This is a genomic window from Arthrobacter sp. LjRoot14 (genome assembly GCF_964253905.1).
Classification (GTDB): Bacteria; Actinomycetota; Actinomycetes; order Actinomycetales; family Micrococcaceae; genus Arthrobacter.
This window is the reverse complement of sequence record NZ_CAXURL020000001.1, coordinates 1289481-1309712: the sequence shown is the minus strand read 5'-3', so window position 1 is coordinate 1309712 and position 20232 is coordinate 1289481. Positions and strand designations below refer to the sequence as shown.

The 20232-nt window shown below is 64.8% G+C and carries 18 protein-coding genes and 1 tRNA gene; 5 read left to right on the top strand and 14 right to left on the bottom strand.

Features of this window, described 5'->3' with window-relative positions; genetic code table 11:
• Positions 1-16 precede the first annotated feature (16 nt).
• Positions 17-1255, top strand: coding sequence for an acetyl-CoA C-acetyltransferase (locus tag ACSQ12_RS06035; RefSeq protein ID WP_436064719.1), 1239 nt, complete (start codon positions 17-19; stop codon positions 1253-1255).
• A 98-nt stretch (positions 1256-1353) separates the two neighbouring features.
• Here the strand turns inward: ACSQ12_RS06035 and ACSQ12_RS06030 are convergent, their stop codons facing one another.
• Positions 1354-2280 (bottom strand): Bax inhibitor-1/YccA family membrane protein, encoded by a 927-nt coding sequence (locus ACSQ12_RS06030; protein ID WP_436064718.1) that lies wholly within the window; start codon positions 2278-2280, stop codon positions 1354-1356.
• Positions 2281-2786: 506 nt separating this feature from the next.
• On the opposite strand from ACSQ12_RS06030, the gene ACSQ12_RS06025 reads away from it, so the two are divergent.
• Genes ACSQ12_RS06025 through ACSQ12_RS06010 form a run of 4 tightly spaced genes read left to right on the top strand, consistent with a single transcriptional unit; the run spans position 2787 to position 6863 of the window.
• The gene (locus ACSQ12_RS06025; protein WP_436064717.1) at positions 2787-4070 is read left to right on the top strand and encodes a branched-chain amino acid ABC transporter permease; all 1284 of its coding nucleotides are present in this window, start codon (positions 2787-2789) and stop codon (positions 4068-4070) included.
• An 11-nt stretch (positions 4071-4081) separates the two neighbouring features.
• Complete coding sequence (locus ACSQ12_RS06020; protein WP_209746614.1) at positions 4082-5050, top strand: branched-chain amino acid ABC transporter permease; 969 nt, start codon at positions 4082-4084, stop codon at positions 5048-5050.
• Positions 5047-6096 (top strand): ABC transporter ATP-binding protein, encoded by a 1050-nt coding sequence (locus ACSQ12_RS06015; protein WP_374100858.1) that lies wholly within the window; start codon positions 5047-5049, stop codon positions 6094-6096. The genes ACSQ12_RS06020 and ACSQ12_RS06015 overlap by 4 nt, the downstream gene beginning before the upstream one ends.
• The gene (locus tag ACSQ12_RS06010) at positions 6093-6863 is read left to right on the top strand and encodes an ABC transporter ATP-binding protein (protein ID WP_436064716.1); all 771 of its coding nucleotides are present in this window, start codon (positions 6093-6095) and stop codon (positions 6861-6863) included. The genes ACSQ12_RS06015 and ACSQ12_RS06010 overlap by 4 nt, the downstream gene beginning before the upstream one ends.
• Positions 6864-7038: 175 nt before the next feature.
• Here ACSQ12_RS06010 and ACSQ12_RS06005 read toward each other — a convergent pair whose 3' ends face one another.
• The 13 genes from ACSQ12_RS06005 to ACSQ12_RS05945 all read right to left on the bottom strand — a co-directional run bounded on the left by ACSQ12_RS06005 (position 7039) and on the right by ACSQ12_RS05945 (position 20166).
• Complete coding sequence (locus ACSQ12_RS06005) at positions 7039-8388, bottom strand: ABC transporter substrate-binding protein (RefSeq protein ID WP_436064715.1); 1350 nt, start codon at positions 8386-8388, stop codon at positions 7039-7041.
• A 226-nt stretch (positions 8389-8614) separates the two neighbouring features.
• Positions 8615-8688, bottom strand: a tRNA-Leu gene (locus ACSQ12_RS06000).
• A gap of 20 nt (positions 8689-8708) precedes the next feature.
• Positions 8709-9653, bottom strand: coding sequence for an N-acetyltransferase (locus tag ACSQ12_RS05995; protein ID WP_436064714.1), 945 nt, complete (start codon positions 9651-9653; stop codon positions 8709-8711).
• Positions 9654-9717: 64 nt separating this feature from the next.
• Positions 9718-11187, bottom strand: a complete 1470-nt coding sequence (locus tag ACSQ12_RS05990) for an NAD(P)/FAD-dependent oxidoreductase (protein WP_209746621.1) — start codon at positions 11185-11187, stop codon at positions 9718-9720.
• Between the two features lie 52 nt (positions 11188-11239).
• Positions 11240-12619, bottom strand: coding sequence for a S8 family serine peptidase (locus ACSQ12_RS05985; RefSeq protein ID WP_436064713.1), 1380 nt, complete (start codon positions 12617-12619; stop codon positions 11240-11242).
• Positions 12620-12749: 130 nt separating this feature from the next.
• The gene (locus ACSQ12_RS05980) at positions 12750-13697 is read right to left on the bottom strand and encodes a Ppx/GppA phosphatase family protein (protein WP_436064712.1); all 948 of its coding nucleotides are present in this window, start codon (positions 13695-13697) and stop codon (positions 12750-12752) included.
• On the bottom strand, positions 13694-14401 hold the full coding sequence (locus ACSQ12_RS05975; protein ID WP_436066943.1) for a DUF501 domain-containing protein: 708 nt from the start codon (positions 14399-14401) through the stop codon (positions 13694-13696). The genes ACSQ12_RS05980 and ACSQ12_RS05975 overlap by 4 nt, the downstream gene beginning before the upstream one ends.
• A gap of 109 nt (positions 14402-14510) precedes the next feature.
• Positions 14511-15200 (bottom strand): FtsB family cell division protein, encoded by a 690-nt coding sequence (locus ACSQ12_RS05970; protein ID WP_436064711.1) that lies wholly within the window; start codon positions 15198-15200, stop codon positions 14511-14513.
• A gap of 85 nt (positions 15201-15285) precedes the next feature.
• The gene (eno, locus tag ACSQ12_RS05965; protein WP_436064710.1) at positions 15286-16566 is read right to left on the bottom strand and encodes a phosphopyruvate hydratase; all 1281 of its coding nucleotides are present in this window, start codon (positions 16564-16566) and stop codon (positions 15286-15288) included.
• 122 nt (positions 16567-16688) lie between these two features.
• Positions 16689-17354 carry a MazG nucleotide pyrophosphohydrolase domain-containing protein gene (locus ACSQ12_RS05960; RefSeq protein WP_436066942.1) on the bottom strand — a complete coding sequence of 222 codons (666 nt, stop codon included), beginning with the start codon at positions 17352-17354 and terminating at the stop codon, positions 16689-16691.
• Between the two features lie 67 nt (positions 17355-17421).
• On the bottom strand, positions 17422-18567 hold the full coding sequence (locus tag ACSQ12_RS05955) for an adenosine deaminase (RefSeq protein WP_011691006.1): 1146 nt from the start codon (positions 18565-18567) through the stop codon (positions 17422-17424).
• Positions 18568-18635: 68 nt separating this feature from the next.
• Entirely contained in the window at positions 18636-19391 is a 756-nt protein-coding gene (locus ACSQ12_RS05950; protein ID WP_436064709.1) for a DedA family protein, read from the bottom strand.
• 142 nt (positions 19392-19533) lie between these two features.
• Positions 19534-20166, bottom strand: a complete 633-nt coding sequence (locus ACSQ12_RS05945; RefSeq protein WP_436064708.1) for a DedA family protein — start codon at positions 20164-20166, stop codon at positions 19534-19536.
• Between the last annotated feature and the right edge of the window lie 66 nt (positions 20167-20232).

Sequence of the window (20232 nt, the reverse complement as noted above, 5' to 3'; positions counted from 1 at the left end):
GGCGTAGGCTGGGCGCATGTCAGAAGCAGTCATTGTTTCCACTGCCAGAAGCCCGATCGGACGCGCCTTCAAGGGATCTTTGAAGGATGAGCGGCCGGATGACCTTGCCGCCGCCATGGTCACCGCGGCCCTGGACAAGATTCCGTCCTTCGACCCCCGCGGAGGGGACGGTACGGGCCTGGACGACCTTTACCTTGGCTGCGCCGAACCGAGCGGTGAAGCGGGTTCCAACATGGCGCGGGTGGTCACCATCCTGGCCGGGCTGGACAATGTTCCCGGCGCCACCATCAACAGGTTCTGCGCCTCCAGCCTGCAGACCATCCGCATGGCGTTCCACGCCATCAAGGCGGGCGAAGGTGACGCCTTCGTGGCTGCCGGCGTGGAGTCTGTGTCCCGTTATCCGAACTGGACCGGGGCAGGAGAAACCGACGCCGGCAACCACAACCCGCTCTTCGACGCTGCCCGCCGCCGGACGGAGGCCCGGTCCGCGTCCAACACGCCATGGACCGATCCCCGGCTGGGCGGGCGGATGCCGGACATCTACATCGCGATGGGACAGACCGCGGAAAACGTGGCCACCACCTACGGTATTTCCCGGGCCGAGCAGGATGAATGGGCTGTCCTGAGCCAGAACCGTACTGAAGCGGCCCGGGCCTCGGGATTCTTTTCGCGCGACATCACACCGTACACACGCCGCGACGGCACCGTAGTGGACCGGGACGACTCCCCGCGCAGCGGCGTCACCCTCGAAGGCGTGGCCGGACTCCAGCCCGTGTTCCGGAGTGAAGGGACAGTCACCGCCGGCAACGCGTGCCCGCTGAACGACGGCGCTGCCGCCGTTGTGGTGATGAGTGATGGCCGCGCCCGGGAGCTCGGCCTGGAGCCACTGGCACGGATCGTGTCCACGGGCGTCAGCGCACTCTCCCCCGAACTCATGGGCATGGGCCCGGTCGAGGCAACCCGGCAGGCGCTGGCGCGGGCCGGGCTGGGCATCGGGGACATCGACCTCGTGGAGCTGAACGAGGCGTTCGCCGTCCAAGTCGTAGCCAGTGCCCGCGAACTGGGCATCGACCACTCACGGCTCAACGTCCACGGCGGGGCGATCGCCCTCGGGCATCCGTTCGGCATGACCGGCGCGCGCATGACCACCACCCTGCTTAACGGGCTTCAGGAGCGTGACGCCTCGCTCGGGCTGGCGACCCTGTGTGTCGGCGGCGGCCAGGGCATGGCGGTGGTCTACGAGCGGCTGAGCTAGGCAGGACCAGCTATAACGGGAATGAGCCCCGCCGTGTGGCGGGGCTCATTCGGGTTAATGCACGACCTAAAGCACGACGGCGTTTGCCGGCTTGGGTCCTAGTCGTCGCCGCGGAGGATCGCGAGCAGGCGGATGATTTCCACGTACAGCCAGACCAGGGTCACGGTCAGGCCGAACGCAGCGGTCCAGGAGAACCGCTCCGGCGCGCCGTTGCGGACGCCTTCCTCGATGCTGGTGAAGTCCATGATCAGCGAGAAAGCGGCGAGGCCGATGGCCAGAACGCCGATCACGACGCCGATGATTCCGCTGCGCAGGCCGAACGGCTCTGTCGTCAGGCCTGTCAGCATCATGACGAGGTTCACCACGGAGAACAGGGCGTACCCGGCAATGGCGATCATAAAGAACTTCATGGCCTTGGGCGTTGCCCGGACCTTGCCGCTCTTGAACAGCAGCAGCGTGACCGCGAAGACGGAGAGCGTGCCGATGACGGCCTGCAGCCCGACTCCCGGATACATTCCGTCAAGGACACGGGTCAGGCCGCCAAGGAAGAGCCCTTCGAGGCCTGCGTAGGCCAGGATGAGGGCCGGTGACGGCTGCTTCTTGAACGTGTTGACGAGTGCGAGGACGAAGCCGCCCAGCGCACCGACGATCATCAGCAGCGAGGCCAGCGGCATGCTCACGAAGAGCGTGACAGCCGCACCGGCAATCAGCACACCGAGGCAGGCAGCCGTCTTGATGATGACGTCGTCAAAAGTCATCCGCCCGGTCTCGGCCGGACCGGCTGCCGGCTGGTTGTACATCTGCTGCAGCTGATCATGGGTCATGTTCTGCTGCTGGGCCATCCAGCCGCCCTGCGCGTCCATGACCTGGCCCGGGGCACGGCCCGGAGCCTGGCCGTACGGGCCCTGCCCGAACTGGGTCTGGCCGTAGGGGTTCTGACCGTACTGAGCCTGCGGAACAGGCGGTGCCTGGGTGGCTCCACGGAAATTCTTTCCGTTGAAGATCGGGTTTCCGCCAAGTGCCATTGCGGGTGTCCTCCAAATAAAGGGGGTAGGTGGTGATCCTGATAACTCAAGGTACCAATTCCCACGCACAGGGGGCAGGGATAGTTCCCCGGCCGGGCCAGCCGAAACCCAACTGTGACATGAGCGGCAGCCTGGCGTGACGCACGCCACCGGCACGCCGCAAGTACAACTGTTTAGGAATACTCTGGCTCAACAAAAGTTTTCTTTAGCAGAACTGCATCAAACCCGAGGCTGAGCTTCACTGTTGTTATCTGATCGCTATCTTAGGGGCACCCCTGCGACGCTCCATTGATCCCGGCTGGCTGTAACATAAGCCCAAGCAGGGTGACTGACATCACAAGGTATCCGGTTTGTCTACCGCATATTCAGCGCCACGACTACGTCCCCCGCTCCGTTCGCAGTGGTTGTAAAGGCGCAACCCAGTCCACCCCCATGTGGAGGTTTTCATTTTGAGAAGCACACCGAGAGGCCTGTCGCACAGACGGCGCGGCGGATTGCTGAAGACGGTGGGGGCTATATTTGCCGCCGTCGTTGCAATTCTCCTCGTTGTTGCCCCGGCATCGCAGGCCACGACCCCCTCGCCGACACCATCCCCGTCGAACCAGCAGTTCCAGAACAGCATCAGCGGCTTCCTCCGGGACGACGCTCGGGCCCCCATCGCTGACGTTACGATCACCGCCAAAAGCGGCGATTTCACCGGGACCGCAAAATCAGGCGCCAACGGCTCGTGGACCATCGGAGTCCCGGTCCAGGGCACCTACGAGGTAGAGCTGGACGAGTCCACCCTCCCCGAAGGCATCAAGCTCGCTGATGGCCAGGAGAATCCCCGCAACGTCACTTTCAGCCAGACTTCCAACCTCTCCGTGATCTTCGCCTTCGGCAAGGGCATTGTGGTCCAGCAACAGGACTTCGGCCAGAACCTCCTGAACAGGCTCGTGGCCGGCCTTAGCTTCGGCCTCCTGCTGGCGCTGGCCTCGGTGGGACTCTCGCTGATTTTCGGGACCACGGGCCTCACCAACTTCGCCCACGGCGAGATGGTCACGTTCGGCGCCGTTCTGGTCTTCGCCTTCAACGCCATGAGCCTTCCGTTCTGGCTGGCGGTGGTCCTTGCGCTGCTCGGCGGCGGCCTGTTCGGTTACGTCCAGGATGCCGGCCTATGGAAACCGCTGCGCCGCCGCGGGACGGGCCTGGTCCCGATGATGATCGTCAGCATCGGCCTCGCACTCGCAGTCCGCTATGTCATTCAGTTCTACTTCGGCGGATCAACCCAGCAGCTGCCTTACGCCCAGAGCGCTGAAATACAGATCGGGCCGGTATCGATTTCGCCCAACAACCTTTGGTCACTGGTCATCAGTGCCGTCGTGATCGCACTCATCGGTTTCATCCTCCTGAAGACGCGCCTGGGCAAAGCCACCCGTGCAGTCGCCGACAACCCCGCCCTCGCGGCAGCCTCGGGCATCGACGTCGACAACGTGATCCGGATTGTCTGGGTTGCGGGCGGCATGCTGGCCTCCCTCGGCGGCATTCTCTGGGCCTACTACCGGCCCGGAGTCACCTTCGATATGGGTTCGCAGATCCTGCTGCTCATCTTCGCCGGCGTGACCCTGGGCGGCCTCGGCACAGTCTTCGGTGCACTGATCGGATCCATCATCGTCGGCATCTTCGTGGAGCTGACCACCGTGTTCGGCCTGGCCGCCGACCTCAAATATGTGGGAGCACTGTTCATCATGATTGTTGTCCTCTTGTTCCGGCCGCAGGGCATCCTGGGCCGTCGCGAGCGCGTGGGTTAGGAGACGCAGCCATGGACTTTGGATTCATTTTTTCCAGCGCTGCCGGTGAACTGTTCAGCCCGACGACGGCGGCGTACGCGCTTGCCGCCCTCGGCCTCGCCGTTCACTTCGGCTACTCCGGCCTGCTCAACTTCGGCCAGGCAGGCTTTATGGCGGTAGGGGCCTACGGCTTCGCCATTTCGACGCTTAGCTTCGGCGTGCCGTTCTTTGTGGGCCTGCTCATCGCCGTCGTCTGCTCGGCTATTTTCGCGTTGCTGCTGGGCATTCCAACCCTTCGCCTGCGCGCCGATTATCTGGCCATCGTGACGATCGCGGCGGCGGAAATCGTCCGCTACATCGTCACCACCAACCAGCTCACGTCCGTGACGGGTTCCGCCAACGGCCTTGCCGCCTTCGAAGGCGGGTTCTACTCCATGAACCCGTTCCCCGAAGGTTCCTACTTCGGAATGAACAACAGGGACTTCTTTATCCGCGTGGTTGGCTGGGGCCTCGTGATCGTCTGTTGCACCCTGGTGTGGCTGCTGATGCGCAGCCCGTGGGGACGCGTCCTCAAGGGCATCCGCGAGGACGAGAACGCGGTCCGCTCACTGGGCAAGAACGTCTACGCGTACAAGATGCAGGCGTTGGTCATCGGCGGCGTCCTCGGCGCCCTGGCCGGCATGATCTTCACCCTCCCCCGCGGAGCGGTCCAGCCGGCCAACTACGGTACCGAGCTGACGTTCTTCCTGTACACCTGTCTGCTTTTGGGCGGGCTTGGAACAGTTCTTGGCCCGGTAGTGGGAGCAATGATCTTCTGGGTGGTGCTCTCGCTCACCCAGGGCATCCTCTACGGCCTGATCGAATCCGGGGCGGTGACCTGGCTCAACACGGTCCAGGCCGGGCAGCTGCGTTACATCCTCGTGGGTGTCGCCCTGATGCTGCTGATGATCTTCCGGCCCCAGGGCGTCTTCGGCAACAAGAAGGAGTTGGCGTTCGCATGAGTGAACAACGCAATGTGCCAACAGCGAATGGCACCGGGAACAGCGGTAACACCGCAGGAATTGACTACATGACGGACACGCGGCCGATCGCCGCCGGCGAAACGGCCCCGGGCTGCAAGAAGCGGGATCCGATCGTCGTCGCGGAAAACGTCACCCGCAGCTTCGGCGGCATCAACGCCGTCGACGTCGAATACCTTGAGATCCCCCGCCACAAAATCACCGCGCTCATTGGACCCAATGGTGCCGGCAAGACCACCCTGTTCAACCTGCTGACCGGCTTTGACACACCGAACTCCGGAAAATGGCAGTTCGAAGGCAACAGCCTCGCCGGCGTCTCCCCCTACAAGGTGGCCCGGATGGGCATGGTCCGCACGTTCCAGCTGACCAAGGTGATGGGCAAACTGACCGTCATGGAAAACATGCGGCTGGGCGGCTCGGAGCAGCCCGGTGAGCGGCTTTCCAAGGCCCTGTTCAAGGGCATGTGGGGCGGCCGCGAAAAGGAGATCACGGCCCAGGCCAACGTCCTCCTGGAGAAGTTCAAGCTGGACGCGAAGAAGGATGACTACGCGGCATCGTTGTCCGGCGGCCAGCGCAAGCTGCTTGAGATGGCGCGGTCGCTGATGGTCAGGCCCAAGCTGGTGATGCTGGATGAGCCCATGGCCGGCGTCAACCCGGCGCTGACCCAGTCCCTCCTTGACCACATCAAGAACCTCAAGGCAGAAGGCATGACCGTGCTTTTCGTCGAGCACGACATGAACATGGTGCGCCACATTGCCGACTGGGTAGTGGTGATGGCCGAAGGCAAGATCGTCGCTGAAGGGCCGCCACAGGAAGTAATGAAGAACCCCGCCGTGATCGATGCCTACCTGGGCGCCCACCACGATGTGGACCTGGGCGACGCCGAAGGCATCAAGGAACTGGCCGCCGAACTCGTGGCCGACGAAGAGTCAATCGTGGGCACCGAGAACGCCGGCATCATCGCCGTCGACGTCGTTGCCGCCGACAAGGAGCCGGCGCCCGAAACCCGGAAGAAGGACACCGAATGAGCGCCACCAGTGCGGCAGCAGCCGCCACACCAGCCGCCGCGGACCAAGCAGTGGTCACGGTCACCAACCTGGTGGCTGGCTACATCCCCGGCGTCAACATCCTCAACGGCTGCAGCATTGAAGCCCGCAAAGGTGAACTGATCGGCATCATCGGCCCCAACGGCGCCGGAAAGTCCACGCTGCTGAAGGCGATGTTCGGGCTGGTGAAGGTGCACTCGGGCTCCGTTGTGGTCAGGGGTCAGGACATCACCGGGCTTAAGGCCAACAAACTCGTGGCCAAGGGCGTGGGCTTCGTCCCGCAGAACAACAATGTGTTCGCTACCTTGACCATTGAGGAGAACATGCAGATGGGCATGTTCCAGCGGCCCAAGGACTTTGCCAAACGGTTCGACTTCGTCACGAGCCTCTTCCCTGAGCTCGGCAAGCGCCGCGCCCAGCGGGCCGGATCGCTCTCCGGCGGTGAACGCCAGATGGTGGCGATGGGACGTGCCCTGATGATGGAGCCCGCCGTCCTGCTGCTCGATGAGCCGTCCGCAGGCCTCTCCCCCGTCAAACAGGATGAGACCTTCCTGCGGGTCCACGAGATCAACCGGGCCGGCGTTTCGGTGATCATGGTGGAGCAGAACGCCCGCCGGTGCCTGCAGATCTGCGACCGTGCCTATGTGCTGGACCAGGGCAAGGACGCGTACACCGGCACCGGCCGGGAGCTCATGAAGGATCCCAAGGTGATCCAGCTGTACCTCGGCACGCTGGCGGACGAAGTCTAAGCCGCCCCTACGAGCCGGAGAAGGGCCGTCACCGCTTGGTGGCGGCCCTTCTGCATGCCTGAGCCGTGTGCTGCCTTAGATGCCTGCGAAGGCGCCTGAAGCCGCTCCACCAGGCAACAGAAAGCCCCCGTCCGAAAAGGACGGGGGCTTTCGAGCTATCCAGGCTGAGTCGGCTTTACAGCTTGCCGAATTCTTCCTTGGACGGCTTGTAGGTGTTGTCATCCTGGTACTCGTAGATGCCGATGTAGGCTTCCGTCGGGTCACCGGCGTCGGAGAAGGTCACCGGACCGGACTGGCCGTCGTAGTCGATATCCTTGCCGTTGCGGAGCAGCGTCACGCAGGTCGGGAAGTCCGTGCACTTCTCGCCGCTTTCAGATACCGCCTTCAGCTGCTTGGCGATGTCAGTGCCCTTGGTGCTCTTGGCGGCCTCCGCTGCCAGCGCGATCAGGTTGACGGCGTCGTAGGACTCGCCTGCGTAGCTGTAGTCCTTCAGAGCCGGGTCGATGGCCAGCAGCTTCTTCTTGAAGTCGTCCTTGGCGAACGTGCCCGGGATGGTTCCCTGGGCGCCCTTCAGCGTGCCCGCCTGGAAGTCCTTGCTGTAGTCCGAGGTATTGCCGTCAACCAGGAACATCTGGGTTGCCTTGATGCCCTTGCCGGTCATCAGGGGAACGATGCTCTTGGCCTGGTCGAAGGTGATCAGGGCAATCGCATCCGGCTTGGCTGCAATGACCTTGTCCACCTGGCTGCTGAACTGCGAGTCGCCTTCGTTGAAGAGCTCCTCGGCAACAACCTTGCCGCCGGCAGCTTCGAACGCAGACTTGACGTTCTTGGCCAGGCCGGTGCCGTACGCATCGTTCAGGACGATCATGCCGACGGTCTGTGCGCCACAAGTAGCCATGTAGTTGCCGAGGACCTTGCCCTGCAGCACATCGGACGGAGCCGTGCGCCAGTAGAGGCCCTTGTCATCCCAGGTGGTGAAATCGGGAGACGTGTTTGCCGGCGAGAACTGGATAACACCGGCACCGGTGATCTGGTTGATGACGGTCTTGGAAACGCCCGACGAAGCAGCGCCGATAATGGCACTGACGCCGCTGCCCAGCAGCGCGGTGGTGGACTGCGTTGCGATATCGGTCTTGGTGTCGCCGGAGTCGCGGTGAATCACCTCGACGGGCTTGCCCAGGACGCCGCCTGCGTCATTGACTTCCTTGATGCCAAGGTTGACGCCGGCGATTTCGGGCGGACCGAGGAAGGCCAGCGAGCCCGTGGTAGGCAGAAGCGAGCCGATCTTGAGCGGAGTATCCGTAGTAGTGGTAGAGGCCGGGACCGAACCGCCCGCGCCCGCTGCGGTGGTGGCGCCGCCGCTGGCGCTCGGCGCCGGGCAGGCGATTCCGGATGCCGCCGGAGTGGTTGACCCGGTCGAAGTCGGGGTGGACGAGCCGCCACAAGCCGTAGCCAGAAGGGCGACGCCGATGCTAAGCGCTGTCAGCTTAGCGACTCGCGGCGCCGCCTGGGGGAGTGAAATCATTAAGAGTCTCCTCGATCGAAAGGTGCGAACGGCCTTTGATGCGAATTACCAGGTGTTCCTGATTTAACTTCAAGCTAGTGCAATTTCGCCCCGAACATAAGTGACTATGGTCACATCCTTATAACAGTCGTTGCATATGGGACACCATGGCGCGGGAGCGCTGAAATGCGGAAGGAGCAGGCCGGAAGCAGGCACAGTGAAGGGCGGCACGGCGAATACAAGGAAGTACCCCAGGTGGGACTCGAACCCACAACACGCGGATTTTAAGTCCGCTGCCTCTGCCAATTGGGCTACTGGGGCGCCCGGTCAATGGTATCCCGTCAGAGCCGCTCAAAAGGCCCGGCATACCGGAACGTGCCGTGGATGCCGCCGGGCCAGACAGCGAGCGGGAGGAACTGGAAGGCCTCTCCCCATTCAGCCTCGGGCGGTTCGATGCCTAGGGAAACCGACGGCACAAAGCCAAATCGGGAGTAGTACTCCGGGCTGCCCAGGAGGGCGATGCCCCTCTCCCCCGCGGCATTGGCGCGCGTGACGGTTTCCTGCATAAGTGCCGAGCCGATGCCGTGTCGTTGCAGCCGCGGCACCACACCAATGGGGCCAAGCCCCAGCAGCTCAAAGTCCCCCACCCAGCCCCGCGTGCTGATGACATGGCCCACCACTTCACCGTTCTGTTCAGCGACGATGCTGAACTCAGGCAGGTACTCGTCGCAGTCGAACAACTGCTTCAACAGCCCCACTTCCACGGGTTCGCCGTCCACGGGGAGCCCGGTAGCCGGCGAGACCGAGAAGGCCGCCGCCGTGAGCTCCAGGATGGCAGGCCTGTCCGCCGGCTGTTCAGTGCGCAGGACAAGCTGCGGTGCAGGCTGCTCGGTACTTGCTGCAGCCAGTTCATGAAGTATCTCCAGGGCGCGGTCCGCATCACCCACCGGAACCAGGAGGTGGTCGTGATGGAACCCTGCGAGGACGTTGCAGCTGATCCGGGAGTTGGTGAGCGCCGCGCTGACCGCGGCAGTCAACCCGATGGCTTCGAGCGACGAATGCACCTGGAGGGTGATCCAGGAGGCAACGAAGTCGTAGCGAAGCTCCAGCCTGTCCGCCTCGGCCCGCGGCAGCACTACAGTGAGCCCTTCCGCTTCCCGGACTGCGGCTTCGATGCCTGGAACCAGCGGCCTGCCGTACGGCCACAGGACGTAGACGTATTCCCCCTCGCGAAGGACGGGATGGATGGATGCCAAGAGAGCCCGGATGTCCTTTTCACCAGTCATTGAGCCATTAAACAACAATGGCGGCCGCTCCCCGGGGGGAACGGCCGCCATCGGCGTTGGGTGGCTACTTGGTGTCAGCCGATACAGTCTGTTTCTGCTGGCTGTTGCTGCCGGATTCAGCCGGCTTGTCAGCCGCCGGGGCGACGGGAGCCGCGGCCGGCTTGGGAGCAGGAGTGGCCGCAGCCACGAAAGCTCCGCGCGGGTTGTCCAGGTCCAGCAGCTGGGTGGTGTCGCGGCCTGCGAAGAAGCTGATGATCCAGTTGATGATCACCCGGAACTTGCGCTCGAACGTGGGCATGGCCATGCCGTGGTAGCCGCGGTGTGCCAGCCAGGCGAGCGGGCCCTTGAGTCCGATGCGGCCCAGGAGGTTGATGTTGGCAACGCCCTTCCATTCGCCAAAGCCGGCAACGGCGCCCAGGTTCTTGTGCTTGTAGTCCTTGAGTTCCTTGTCCCAGCGCGAGGCCCACAGGTTCTTCGCGAGGCGCTTGGCCTGGCGAAGGGCGTGCTGCGCGTTCGGCACGCATGTGCCGTCCGGCAGGCCGCTGCCCGTGAGGTCCGGCACGGCGGCAATGTCGCCGGCAGCCCAAGCGTTCTCGATAATGCCTTCGTCACCGGCAATACGCAGGTCCGGAAGTACACGGACGCGGCCGCGCGGCTCCAGCGGAAAGTCTGTGGAGCGGACCATCGGGTTGGCCTGCACGCCAGCAGTCCAGACGAGGGTATCCGCTTCGAATTCCTGGGCGGGGGTCTTGTCCGGCAGGTTGATGAGCTTCAGGGAGCCCTCGGCGTTGTCCAGCGAGGTGTTCAGCAGGACTTCAATGCCGCGGCTGCGCAGGTGCTCCACGACCCACTCGGCCTGCTTGGCGGTGACCTCGGGCATGATGCGGCCCATGGCTTCCACCAGGACGAAGCGGACTTCCTCCTGCTTGACGCGCGGGTTGTTCTTGACCGCCGCGCGGGCGAGGTCTTCCATCTCGGTGATGCACTCGATGCCGGCGAAGCCGCCGCCAACAACCACGAAGGTGAGGGCGCGGGCGCGCTCGGCAGGATCAGTGATGGTTGAGCCGGCTTCGATCCGCTCGAGGACCTTGTTGCGCAGCGCAACGGCTTCCTCGATGGTCTTCAGGCCAATGCCCTTGTCCGCAAGGCCCTTGATGGGGAAGGTGCGGGTAATGGCACCAGCAGCCAGTACGACGTCGAAGTACGGCACCTCAAAGTTCGGGCCGCCATCGGACGGTGCAACCACCGCGGTCTTGTTGGCGTGGTCGATCGAGGTGACGCGGCCCTGGATGAGTTCCGTTTGCTTCAGGTGCTGACGGTGCGAGACGACAGCGTGGCGCGCCTCGATGTTTCCGCCGGCAACTTCCGGCAGGAAGGGCTGGTAGGTCATGTAGGGCAGCGGATCAACGACAGTGACGATGCCACCGGCATTCGCGATCTTGTTCTGCAGTTTGAGGGCTACGTACAGGCCGACGTACCCGCCGCCGACGACGAGTACCCTGGGACGGTCCTGGAGCTGTGGGGTTGTTGCCATGATTCAAGAATACAGTAGTTTGTGAAAATCTTCACTAACTAATCCGGCGCCGTTACGTTCCGTTGGAGTCCACCTTGTCCAGCACCCCGGTCTCGGGCTCATCGCGTAGATTCCCGGGGTTCCTGGACGCCCGTCGCAGTTGATAGACGGCGCCCCCGATGATGGCCAGGAACAGCATTCCGAAGCCGATGACAACCATGGCCGGGACCGCACTGTCCATCTGGGACGGAGCTTCGGCCACCGGGACGGTGGCGGCGGGCAGCGTGGCCGGCGCACTCGTCGGGCTGTTGCCAGGTTCAGCCGCAGGGGTGGTCGCGGCGGACTCGCCACGGCGGTGGATCCTGATCCAATCAGCGACCGTGCCCAGCGGATTGACCTTCGTTTCCGGCACGTCGTCCTTCAGGGCGGCTTCCGCGTTAAGTACGCCAAAGCCGTAGATGGGGTCCTTCCCCGGCGCCCCGGCGTCCTTCGCCGTCGTGACTATCCTGTTGATGACCTGGCTCGCTGTCATCTCAGGCCACTTCGAGCGGATTAGCGCCGCCACCCCGGACACGATCGGGGTGGCGCCGGATGTTCCGGCCCATTCCGCATAGCCGTCCCCGGGCATGCCGCCGATGAGGTCTTCGGCCGGTGCGGCCACGCCGATACTGATGCCCTGGGACGAGGAATCAACGCTGGCGGCGCCCTTGCGGTCCAGGCCTGCCACCGTCAGGACGCCGGGGATGGTTGCGGGGGCGCCCACCTGCACGTTGCCACCCACACGGTTCCCCGCCGCGGCGACGATGACCACGTCCTTTTGTTCGGCGTAGAGGAACGCTGCGTCCCAGCTTTGCGGCCATTCCGGCGAGGTGCTGCCCAGCGAAATGTTGATCACGCGCGCGCCGTTGTCCACGGCCCAGCGGACGGCGGCCGGGATCTGTTCCTGGTCGGTCTTGCCGCCGGGGTTCGGGGAGCCCAGCCACGTGGACACCGACAGGATCTGTGCTTCGGGGGCCACGCCCACTATTCCGTCCGGGCCCGGCGCCGGAGGGGCGCCGGGTGTGGGCGTAGCCGTCGACTTCGGCGGCTGGTGGCCGCGGCCGGCCAGCATGGTTGCCACCAGGGTCCCGTGCTCAGGTTTCGAGCCGATGCTCTTTTGTCCGTCGGCGCTGCCGGCCCCGGAGGCATCGCTTCCGCCAACGACGGCGCCCTTCAGATCGGGGTGCTTGGCATCCACGCCGCTGTCGATGACGGCAACCTTGACATTGGCGCCCTTCGAAACTTCCCACGCTTTGGTGATGCCGGATTCGGCCAGCCAGTACTGTTTGTCCCGCCATGCATCGGCCCGGGCTTCCGGTGCCGCGATCAGCGACATTGCCACGCTAGCTGCGGCCAGGGCAAGTGCAGTCACGGCGGAGGCCATCCGGCCCCAGCGGGTTGTTGCTCTGGTCATTCGGGTCCAATCGGCTTTACATGTGATGGCGCAGTACGGAGGCAGGCTCCGGTCGCGTGGCATCGGCGGGACAAGGATCCGGCTGTAGCGGAACCCGGCTGATGCGAAGTCATTGGCTGGTACCAACGCACTAGCTGATACTCAGGGCGATTCCGTCGAGAATATCGTGTTCACTGGCGACAGCCGAAGTGATCCTTCCCTCCGTTACCTCCGCGAGGTGCTCCAGTACACGGCGCCAGACCAGACCGCCGGCGCCGATGACGTCCACCCGGCCCGGATGCATGTACGGAAGTCCGGCCCGTTCGGCCTTGGACATGCCGAGGAGGTCCGTGCACGCCTCGCCGAATGTGCCGAGGGGAAGTTCCGCGCCGTGGATCGCCGCGGGCGAGTATTCCGGCAGCCGGAGCGCATGGGCCGTAATGGTGGTGACGGACCCTGCCACACCGACGACGGCGGTGGTGCGTTCCAGCGGAACGACCAGTCCCGCCTCGGTGATGGCGGCGTCGACGTCGGCCTCCGCCGCGGCGATCTGCTCCGGTGACGGCGGATCGTTGCGAAGATGGCGTTCCGTCATCCGGACACAGCCGACGTCCACGGATTTGGCGGCAATGACGCCGCTGGCGTCGCCGAGCACGAATTCGGTGCTTCCGCCGCCGAGGTCCACTACCAGCACGGGGTCGGCGCCGCGGGACGGGAGGACGCTGCTTGCGCCCGCGAAGGACAGGGCCGCCTCTTCATCGCCGGTGATCACCTCCGGTTCGACGCCCAGGATCTCGCGGATACCGTCCACGAACACGTTCCGGTTGCTGGCATCCCGGGTGGCGGAGGTGGCAACGAAGCGCACTTTCCCGGCCCCGTGTTCGCGGATCAGCGCGGCGTAGTCCGACGTGGCGGCGAAAGTGCGCTCCAGCGCCTCCTGTGCCAGTTCGCCGGTTGCGTCCACACCCTGGCCCAGCCGGACCACACGCATTTCGCGCACGACGTCGGTCAGCTTGGAACTGCTCCCGTTTCCCTCCACATCGGCGATCAGGAGACGGATGGAATTGGTTCCGCAGTCAATGGCGGCAACGCGGTTCACTGGGCAGCCTCCGTGGTGTTCCCGGTATTCTCGTCAGCGTGGTTGCTATCAGCGTGCCGCTTGGTCTTGCGGACGGGCGCCGGACGGCCCACGATGTCGGGGAGCCCCTGCGGCCCGTGACGGCTGAGGTCCTTGGACGGCGCTTCTCCGCCGGTATCCCAGGCGCCGTCGCAGTAGCAGCGGTCCGCGGTCCACCATTCACTGATGGCGGCAATGGCCTCATCACCGAGCGGATTGACGCCGGGACCGGCGGCCAGGGAATGGCCCACCAGGACGTGGAGGCATTTCACCCGGGTGGGCATCCCGCCGGCGGAGATGCCGTCGATCTCGGGCACGGCGCCAATGCCGGACCGTTCGCCAATCTCCGCCCGGGACACGAGGTACGCCTCGTGGGCGGCCCGGTAGCTTGCGGCGAGGGCGGAGTCCTCAGCGAGCTGTTCGTTCATCCGGTTCATCAGGCCGGCGGCCTCGAGCCGTGATACCGCCGACGTGATGACCGGGTGGGTCAGATAAAACGTGGTGGGGAACGGCGTTCCGTTGCTGAGCCGCGGTGACGTCGCCGCGACCAAGGGGTTGCCGCACACGCAGCGGGCGGGGATTTCGACGACGTCGCGCACGGGGCGCCCCAGCTGGCGGCTTAGCACGTCCAGGTCCCGGGCGGACGGGTGGCTGTACGCGGGTACGGTCGAGGCGTCTTCTGTCACGGGTTGCCCGCCCAGGGCGTTGTCGCCTACTGCATGCTGGTCCACTGGCGCGGCCGCCTTCCTGCCCTTGGAGGCTGACCCGTGGGAAAGCCGGCGGAGGGCACCGCCTCTAGTCTGTTGCCGAGCGCCTGATGGACTCCCAAAGCGAATCCACCCATGGCAGGTTGGCCGGGTCCTCTGCTGTTCCTGTTCCGGCCTGGCCACTGGCGGTCCCGGCCGGCAGATCGCTGCCAAACACCCAGTAGCCGGTTTCTCCCGGCATAACCATGTTAATGCGGTCGCGGGCCTGCTGTTTCACGTAGTTCGGGTCCTGCCAGCGGGACACCTGGAGTTTCAGGCCGTCCTGCTCGGTCTTCCGTGCGGCGATATCGGCCTCCAGCGCAGCGATCTCGGCCTTTTTGTCGATGAAGATCTTGACCGTAGGGGCCAGCATGATGGTGATGGCAATCATGACAACGGCCAGGGCCAGCATCCGGCCGGAGAAGGCCTTTGCGGGCACGGGATCCTGGCTGTCCGTCCCGCCCTTGGCAGCAGCACCCGAGGCGTTGGCGCCGGCTTGACTGCCTGCCGGCCGGCCGGCTGCCTGCTTGCCGGCTGCGACCCCGGCTTTGACCGAAGCGCCCAGCCGTCCGGCCGTGGTGGTTTTCGCGGGCGCGGCGGGCGTTTTGGCTTCGCCGTCAGCGGGCAGGTGGCGCGTTGCGCCGAAATCCGCGCGGATGACGTCAGCGCCGTCGTCGGCGTCCTTGGACTGACGCACCGCGGGCGTGGCCCGGGGAACCTTGGGACGTCGGGTTGCCATGACACTCCTTCAAAAGCGGACCACAAACAAAACCGGTGGCCATGGTCTTTCAACCATAGCCACCGGTGAGCTGTTTTTTTGGATGCTAGCCCTTGAAACGCGGGAAGGCGCTGCGTCCGGCGTAGCGTGCGGCGTCGTCGAGTTCTTCTTCGATGCGCAGCAGCTGGTTGTACTTGGCAACGCGCTCGGAGCGCGCCGGGGCACCGGTCTTGATCTGGCCCGCGTTGGTAGCAACGGCGATGTCAGCAATGGTGGTGTCCTCGGTTTCGCCGGAGCGGTGCGAGGTGATGGTGGTGTAACCGGCCCGCTGTGCCAGCGACACGGCGTCCAGGGTTTCGGTCAGCGAACCGATCTGGTTCACCTTCACCAGCAGGGAGTTGGCAGTAGCCGTGTCGATGCCGCGCTGCAGGATGGACGGGTTGGTGACGAAGAGGTCGTCGCCGACCAGCTGTACCTTGTCACCGATTGCGTCGGTGAGGGTCTTCCAGCCGTCCCAGTCGTTTTCATCCAGCGGGTCCTCGATGGAAACCAGCGGGTAGTCGGCCACGAGCTCGGCGTAGTAGGCGCTCATCTCGGTGGCGGAGAGGGCCTTGCCTTCGAACTGGTAGGCGCCGTCCTTGAAGAACTCGGAGGAGGCAACGTCCAGTGCCAGGGCAATGTCCTTGCCCGGGGTGTAGCCGGCGTTCTTGATGGCTTCCTGGATCAGGTCCAGTGCCGCGCGGTTGGACGGCAGGTTCGGCGCGAAGCCGCCTTCGTCGCCCAGGCCGGTGGAGAGGCCCTTGGCCTGCAGGACGGACTTGAGGTTGTGGTAAACCTCAACGCCCCAGCGCAGGCCCTCGGAGAAGGTCTCGGCACCGATCGGGACGATCATGAATTCCTGGATGTCCACATCGGAGTCGGCGTGCGAGCCGCCGTTGAGGATGTTCATCAGCGGAACGGGCAGGACGTGCGCGTTGGGGCCGCCCAGGTACTTGTACAGCGGCAGGTCAGCCGAGGCTGCGGCGGCGTTGGCCACTGCCAGGGAAACACCCAGGATGGCGTTGGCGCCGAGCTTGGACTTGTTGGGGGTGCCGTCCAGGTCGATCATGGCCTGGTCGATGCTGCGCTGGTCCGTGGCGTCGAAACCGGTCAGTGCCGGTGCGATCTGGTCGATGACGGCGTCGACTGCTTTCTGGACGCCCTTGCCAAGGTAGCGTCCCTTGTCTCCGTCGCGGAGCTCAACAGCCTCGTGTTCGCCGGTGGAGGCGCCGGAGGGAACTGCCGCGCGGCCGATCTGGCCATCGGAAAGCAGAACTTCAACTTCTACGGTCGGGTTGCCACGGGAATCGAGGATCTCGCGGGCGTGAATGGCATCGATAAGCGCCATGAATATGCTCCTTATGGTGAAGCGATTTACTGGGAAACTAGCGGAAAAACTCGACGTCCTCGTCAGGGACTAGCGTAGTCGAGAGTGGTGCACGTTACGGAAACCTATCCAGCACCCGGACGTCATGATCCCGTCCGGGGCAGGTCAGGGTGAGCAGGGCGGTGGCCGTCCTGGTACCGCCGGACTGCCCCACGGAGGGCGCGTTCGGCGTCGAACCCCCTGCTGCGGGCAGCGGCGACGAGCTCGAACAGGAGATCGCCGAGCTGGTTTTCGGAGTCCATGGGTTCGACAAGCCTAACCACCGGACCGACCCGCTCAACCACCGGACCCGCCGGCACAGCCAGCCCCGGGCGGAACCCGGGGGCCACCGCGAGCCCTGCACGGGCGGCCCGGTCCAACGACTTTTGGGCGCGCGCGAGGGCCGGAAGCCCTTGCGGAATTCCTTCGAAGGGATCACCGCGTTCCGGCTTCTCCGCCCGTTTGATGGAGTCCCAGTTCCGGACGATCTCCTCGACACTGGCCGGGAAGGTGTCCTGGAGCGAGCCGTCCGGCCGGAAGACGTGCGGGTTCCGGCGGATCATCTTTGCCGTGAGGCCTTGGACGACGTCGTCGAAACCGAAACTCCCGCGTTCCTCTGCGAGGCGGGCATGCAGCACCACCTGGAGCAGGACATCGCCCAGCTCCCCGCGGAGCTCTGCCTCGTCGGCGCCGGTTTCGATTGTTTCGGCCACCTCAAAGGCCTCCTCAAGGAGGTACTCCACCAGCGACTCGTGCGTCAGCGCCCCCATCCAGGGGCAGTGCTCCCTGAGGGCGGCTATGACACGCACCAGGGAGGCAACCGGAACTGAACCGTCGTTAGGCAAGGTTGGCGTAGGCGTCGTTGATGTACTCAACGAGGGCTTCCTTTTCCTCCAGCGGCAGGAAGGCGGCTTCGGCGGCATTGAGCGTGAGCTCCAGGATGTCGTCAAGGTCGTAGTCGAAGGTTTCCACGAGCAGTTCGAACTCGTCGGTGAGGGTCACGCCGCTCATCAGCCGGTTGTCCGTATTGATCGTGACATTGAAGCCGAGCTGGTACAGCATGTCCAGCGGGTGGCTTTCGATGCCCTCGCCGAAGCCGGCGATGGCTCCGGTCTGCAGGTTGGAGGAGGGGCAAATTTCCAAGGCGATGCCGCGGTCGCGGACCCAGCTGGAGAGTTCGCCGAGGGTCACCATGCCGATGTTCTCGTCGGCTTCCTCTGCGGAGTCCTCGTCGTCGAATTCGACCGTGATGTCCTCGGCGATGCGCACGCCGTGGCCGAGCCGCAGGGCACGGCCGTCGACGAGGGCGGACTGGATGCTTTCGAGCCCTGCCGCTTCGCCGGCGTGGACCGTGGCGGGGAAGTTGTGCTGGGCGAGGTAGGTAAACGCATCGCGGAAGCGGGACGGCAGGAAACCGTCCTCGGCTCCGGCGATGTCGAAGCCCACTGCTCCGTTGTTACGGTGGCGGACTGCCAGTTCGGCGATTTCCTGGCCCCGGTCGGCGTGGCGCATGGCGGTGATGAGCTGGCCCACCTGGATCTCCCGGCCGGTTTCGGCAACGGCGTCCACGCCGGCGTCAAGCCCTTCCTGGATGGCCTCGACCACTTCGTCGAGCGTCAGGCCCTTCTGCAGGTGCTGTTCCGGTGCCCAGCGGACTTCGCCGTACACCACGCCGTCGTCGGCCAGGTCTTCCACGAATTCCTTGGCCACCCGGAACAGACCCTCCTTGGTCTGCATCACGGCGATGGTGTGGTCGAAGGTCTCGAGGTAGCGGACCAGGGAGCCGGAATCAGCGGATTCGCGGAACCACTCCCCCAGCGCCACCGGATCGGTGGACGGCAGTGTGTGCCCAACGGCTTCCGCCAGTTCGATGATGGTGGCCGGGCGCAGGCCGCCGTCCAGGTGGTCGTGCAGGGATACCTTGGGGAGGCTCTTGAGGTCGAAGTCGATGGCAGGGGCAGCGTCAAGAATAGGCTCAGTCACGGTTCCAACCTTAGGGTCGGACGGCGTCCGGCGCCACCCGGTAGGGACGGCTGGGGCCGAAGCCCCTTTCAGCGGCCCGTTTCCGCTTCGGCGACGGCGGGCATGGCCAGCGGGGCGACCTCGGCGACGGCGTCCCGCTCGGCGCGCATTCCAGGTTCCGGGGAGGCTTCCCTGCCGGCCCCCGTCGTGGATGCCCCATCGGGACGTGCATCATCGTGTCGTCCCAGCCGTTTGTGCCACCAGCGCAGCAGGTGGTCGATGATGATGCCGAGGATGATGGCGAACACCACCGCAATGCCGGCGCCGAGCAGCGGATTGTCATGCAGCAAGGGGAAGGAACTCGCCAGCAGGCCTATCCCGATCGAGTAACCCACCCAGGTGACGCAGGCAAGTGCGTCCAGGATGAAGAACCTGCGGTGCGGGAAAGCGGTGGTGCCGGCAACGTAGTTGACTGCCACACGGCCCCACGGGATGTACCTGGCCGTGAAGATCAGGACGGCGCCGCGCTTCTCCAGCTCATAGTGGGCCCATGCGAAGACCTTCTGCACCTTGGGTTTGCGCATCCAGCGCCAGCGTTCAAGCCCGATCTTCCGCCCGAGCATGTAGGCCATGTTGTCTCCGGCGATGGCACCGACCAGCGCCGTCACGCCAAGGATCCAGAGGTTGGGTTCACCGCTTTGGCGCGAAAATGCCGCAAGCGCCACGATGAGTGTTTCGCTGGGGACAACCATCGCAAAGCCGTCAACAAAAAAGAACACCAGCAGGATCGGATATATCCACCATTGACCTGCGGCATGGAGCACTGCCTCATTGATAAATTCCACGCTGGGCCCTGCTCCTATAAAGTGACGGAAATCGCTATTTAGTGTCCCATGTCAGCGGCATAATCCGCTACGCTACGGCCCGGAAAAAGTGACCCGCGGTCCGGTGCTTCCCCACACCGTTCAGCGGACGCCGGACAGCCGGTCAGGGTCCCGGCGCGGCTTCCCCTGCGGGCTCCTCGGGCAGCCGGCCGCGGAGGCGGCTGATCAGGATGTCCACGATGATGCCGAGGAGGATCGCGCAGACGATGGCAATGGCGGCACCTAGCAGGTGGTTGTCTTCGAACCATTGCCCGAAAAACAGCCCGATTGCCACTGAGTAAGAGGACCAAAGCGCTGCGGACAAGACAGTCAGGCCCACGAAACGCAGGTGCGGGAAATGGGTGGCGCCCGCCGTGAGGTTGACGGCCACCCGGCCGATCGGCACAAACCGGGCCACGAGGACCAGCGACGCCGGCCGTTTCCGGAGTTCCCTCCCGGCCCAGTGAAAGGCGGCCTGCATCCGCGGCCCGCGCATCCACCGCCAACGGCGGGTGCCCACCCTCCGTCCGATCACGTAGGCGATGTTGTCGCCGCCGAAGGCCCCGAGTGCGGCCATGAGCATCAGAAGCCACGGGTTGGGGACATCGGCGGTCGCAGCGACCGCCGCCAGGCCAACAACCACCGACTCGCTGGGGATCGGCGGGAAGAACCCGTCGATCACGCAGCAGGCCAGCACCAGGAGGAGAACCCAGGGCTGCCCCGCCGCCGCGAGAATGAAGTCGTTGATAGCCTGCACAGTTTCCTAACGGCCGGGACCACCCGTTTTCTCCCCGGCCGGTCCACGGGCGGCCAGTAGCGCCGC

Excerpts from the sequence above, each read along its gene's own strand:
- ACSQ12_RS06035 (WP_436064719.1), top strand. The coding sequence starts at position 17 with ATGTCAGAAGCAGTCATTGTTTCCACTGCCAGAAGCCCGATCGGACGC.
- ACSQ12_RS06030 (WP_436064718.1), bottom strand. The coding sequence starts at position 2,280 with ATGGCACTTGGCGGAAACCCGATCTTCAACGGAAAGAATTTCCGTGGA.
- ACSQ12_RS06020 (WP_209746614.1), top strand. The coding sequence starts at position 4,082 with ATGGACTTTGGATTCATTTTTTCCAGCGCTGCCGGTGAACTGTTCAGC.
- ACSQ12_RS06015 (WP_374100858.1), top strand. The coding sequence starts at position 5,047 with ATGAGTGAACAACGCAATGTGCCAACAGCGAATGGCACCGGGAACAGC.
- ACSQ12_RS06010 (WP_436064716.1), top strand. The coding sequence starts at position 6,093 with ATGAGCGCCACCAGTGCGGCAGCAGCCGCCACACCAGCCGCCGCGGAC.
- ACSQ12_RS06005 (WP_436064715.1), bottom strand. The coding sequence starts at position 8,388 with ATGATTTCACTCCCCCAGGCGGCGCCGCGAGTCGCTAAGCTGACAGCG.
- ACSQ12_RS05995 (WP_436064714.1), bottom strand. The coding sequence starts at position 9,653 with ATGACTGGTGAAAAGGACATCCGGGCTCTCTTGGCATCCATCCATCCC.
- ACSQ12_RS05990 (WP_209746621.1), bottom strand. The coding sequence starts at position 11,187 with ATGGCAACAACCCCACAGCTCCAGGACCGTCCCAGGGTACTCGTCGTC.
- ACSQ12_RS05985 (WP_436064713.1), bottom strand. The coding sequence starts at position 12,619 with ATGACCAGAGCAACAACCCGCTGGGGCCGGATGGCCTCCGCCGTGACT.
- ACSQ12_RS05970 (WP_436064711.1), bottom strand. The coding sequence starts at position 15,200 with ATGGCAACCCGACGTCCCAAGGTTCCCCGGGCCACGCCCGCGGTGCGT.
- eno (WP_436064710.1), bottom strand. The coding sequence starts at position 16,566 with ATGGCGCTTATCGATGCCATTCACGCCCGCGAGATCCTCGATTCCCGT.
- ACSQ12_RS05960 (WP_436066942.1), bottom strand. The coding sequence starts at position 17,354 with ATGGGGGCGCTGACGCACGAGTCGCTGGTGGAGTACCTCCTTGAGGAG.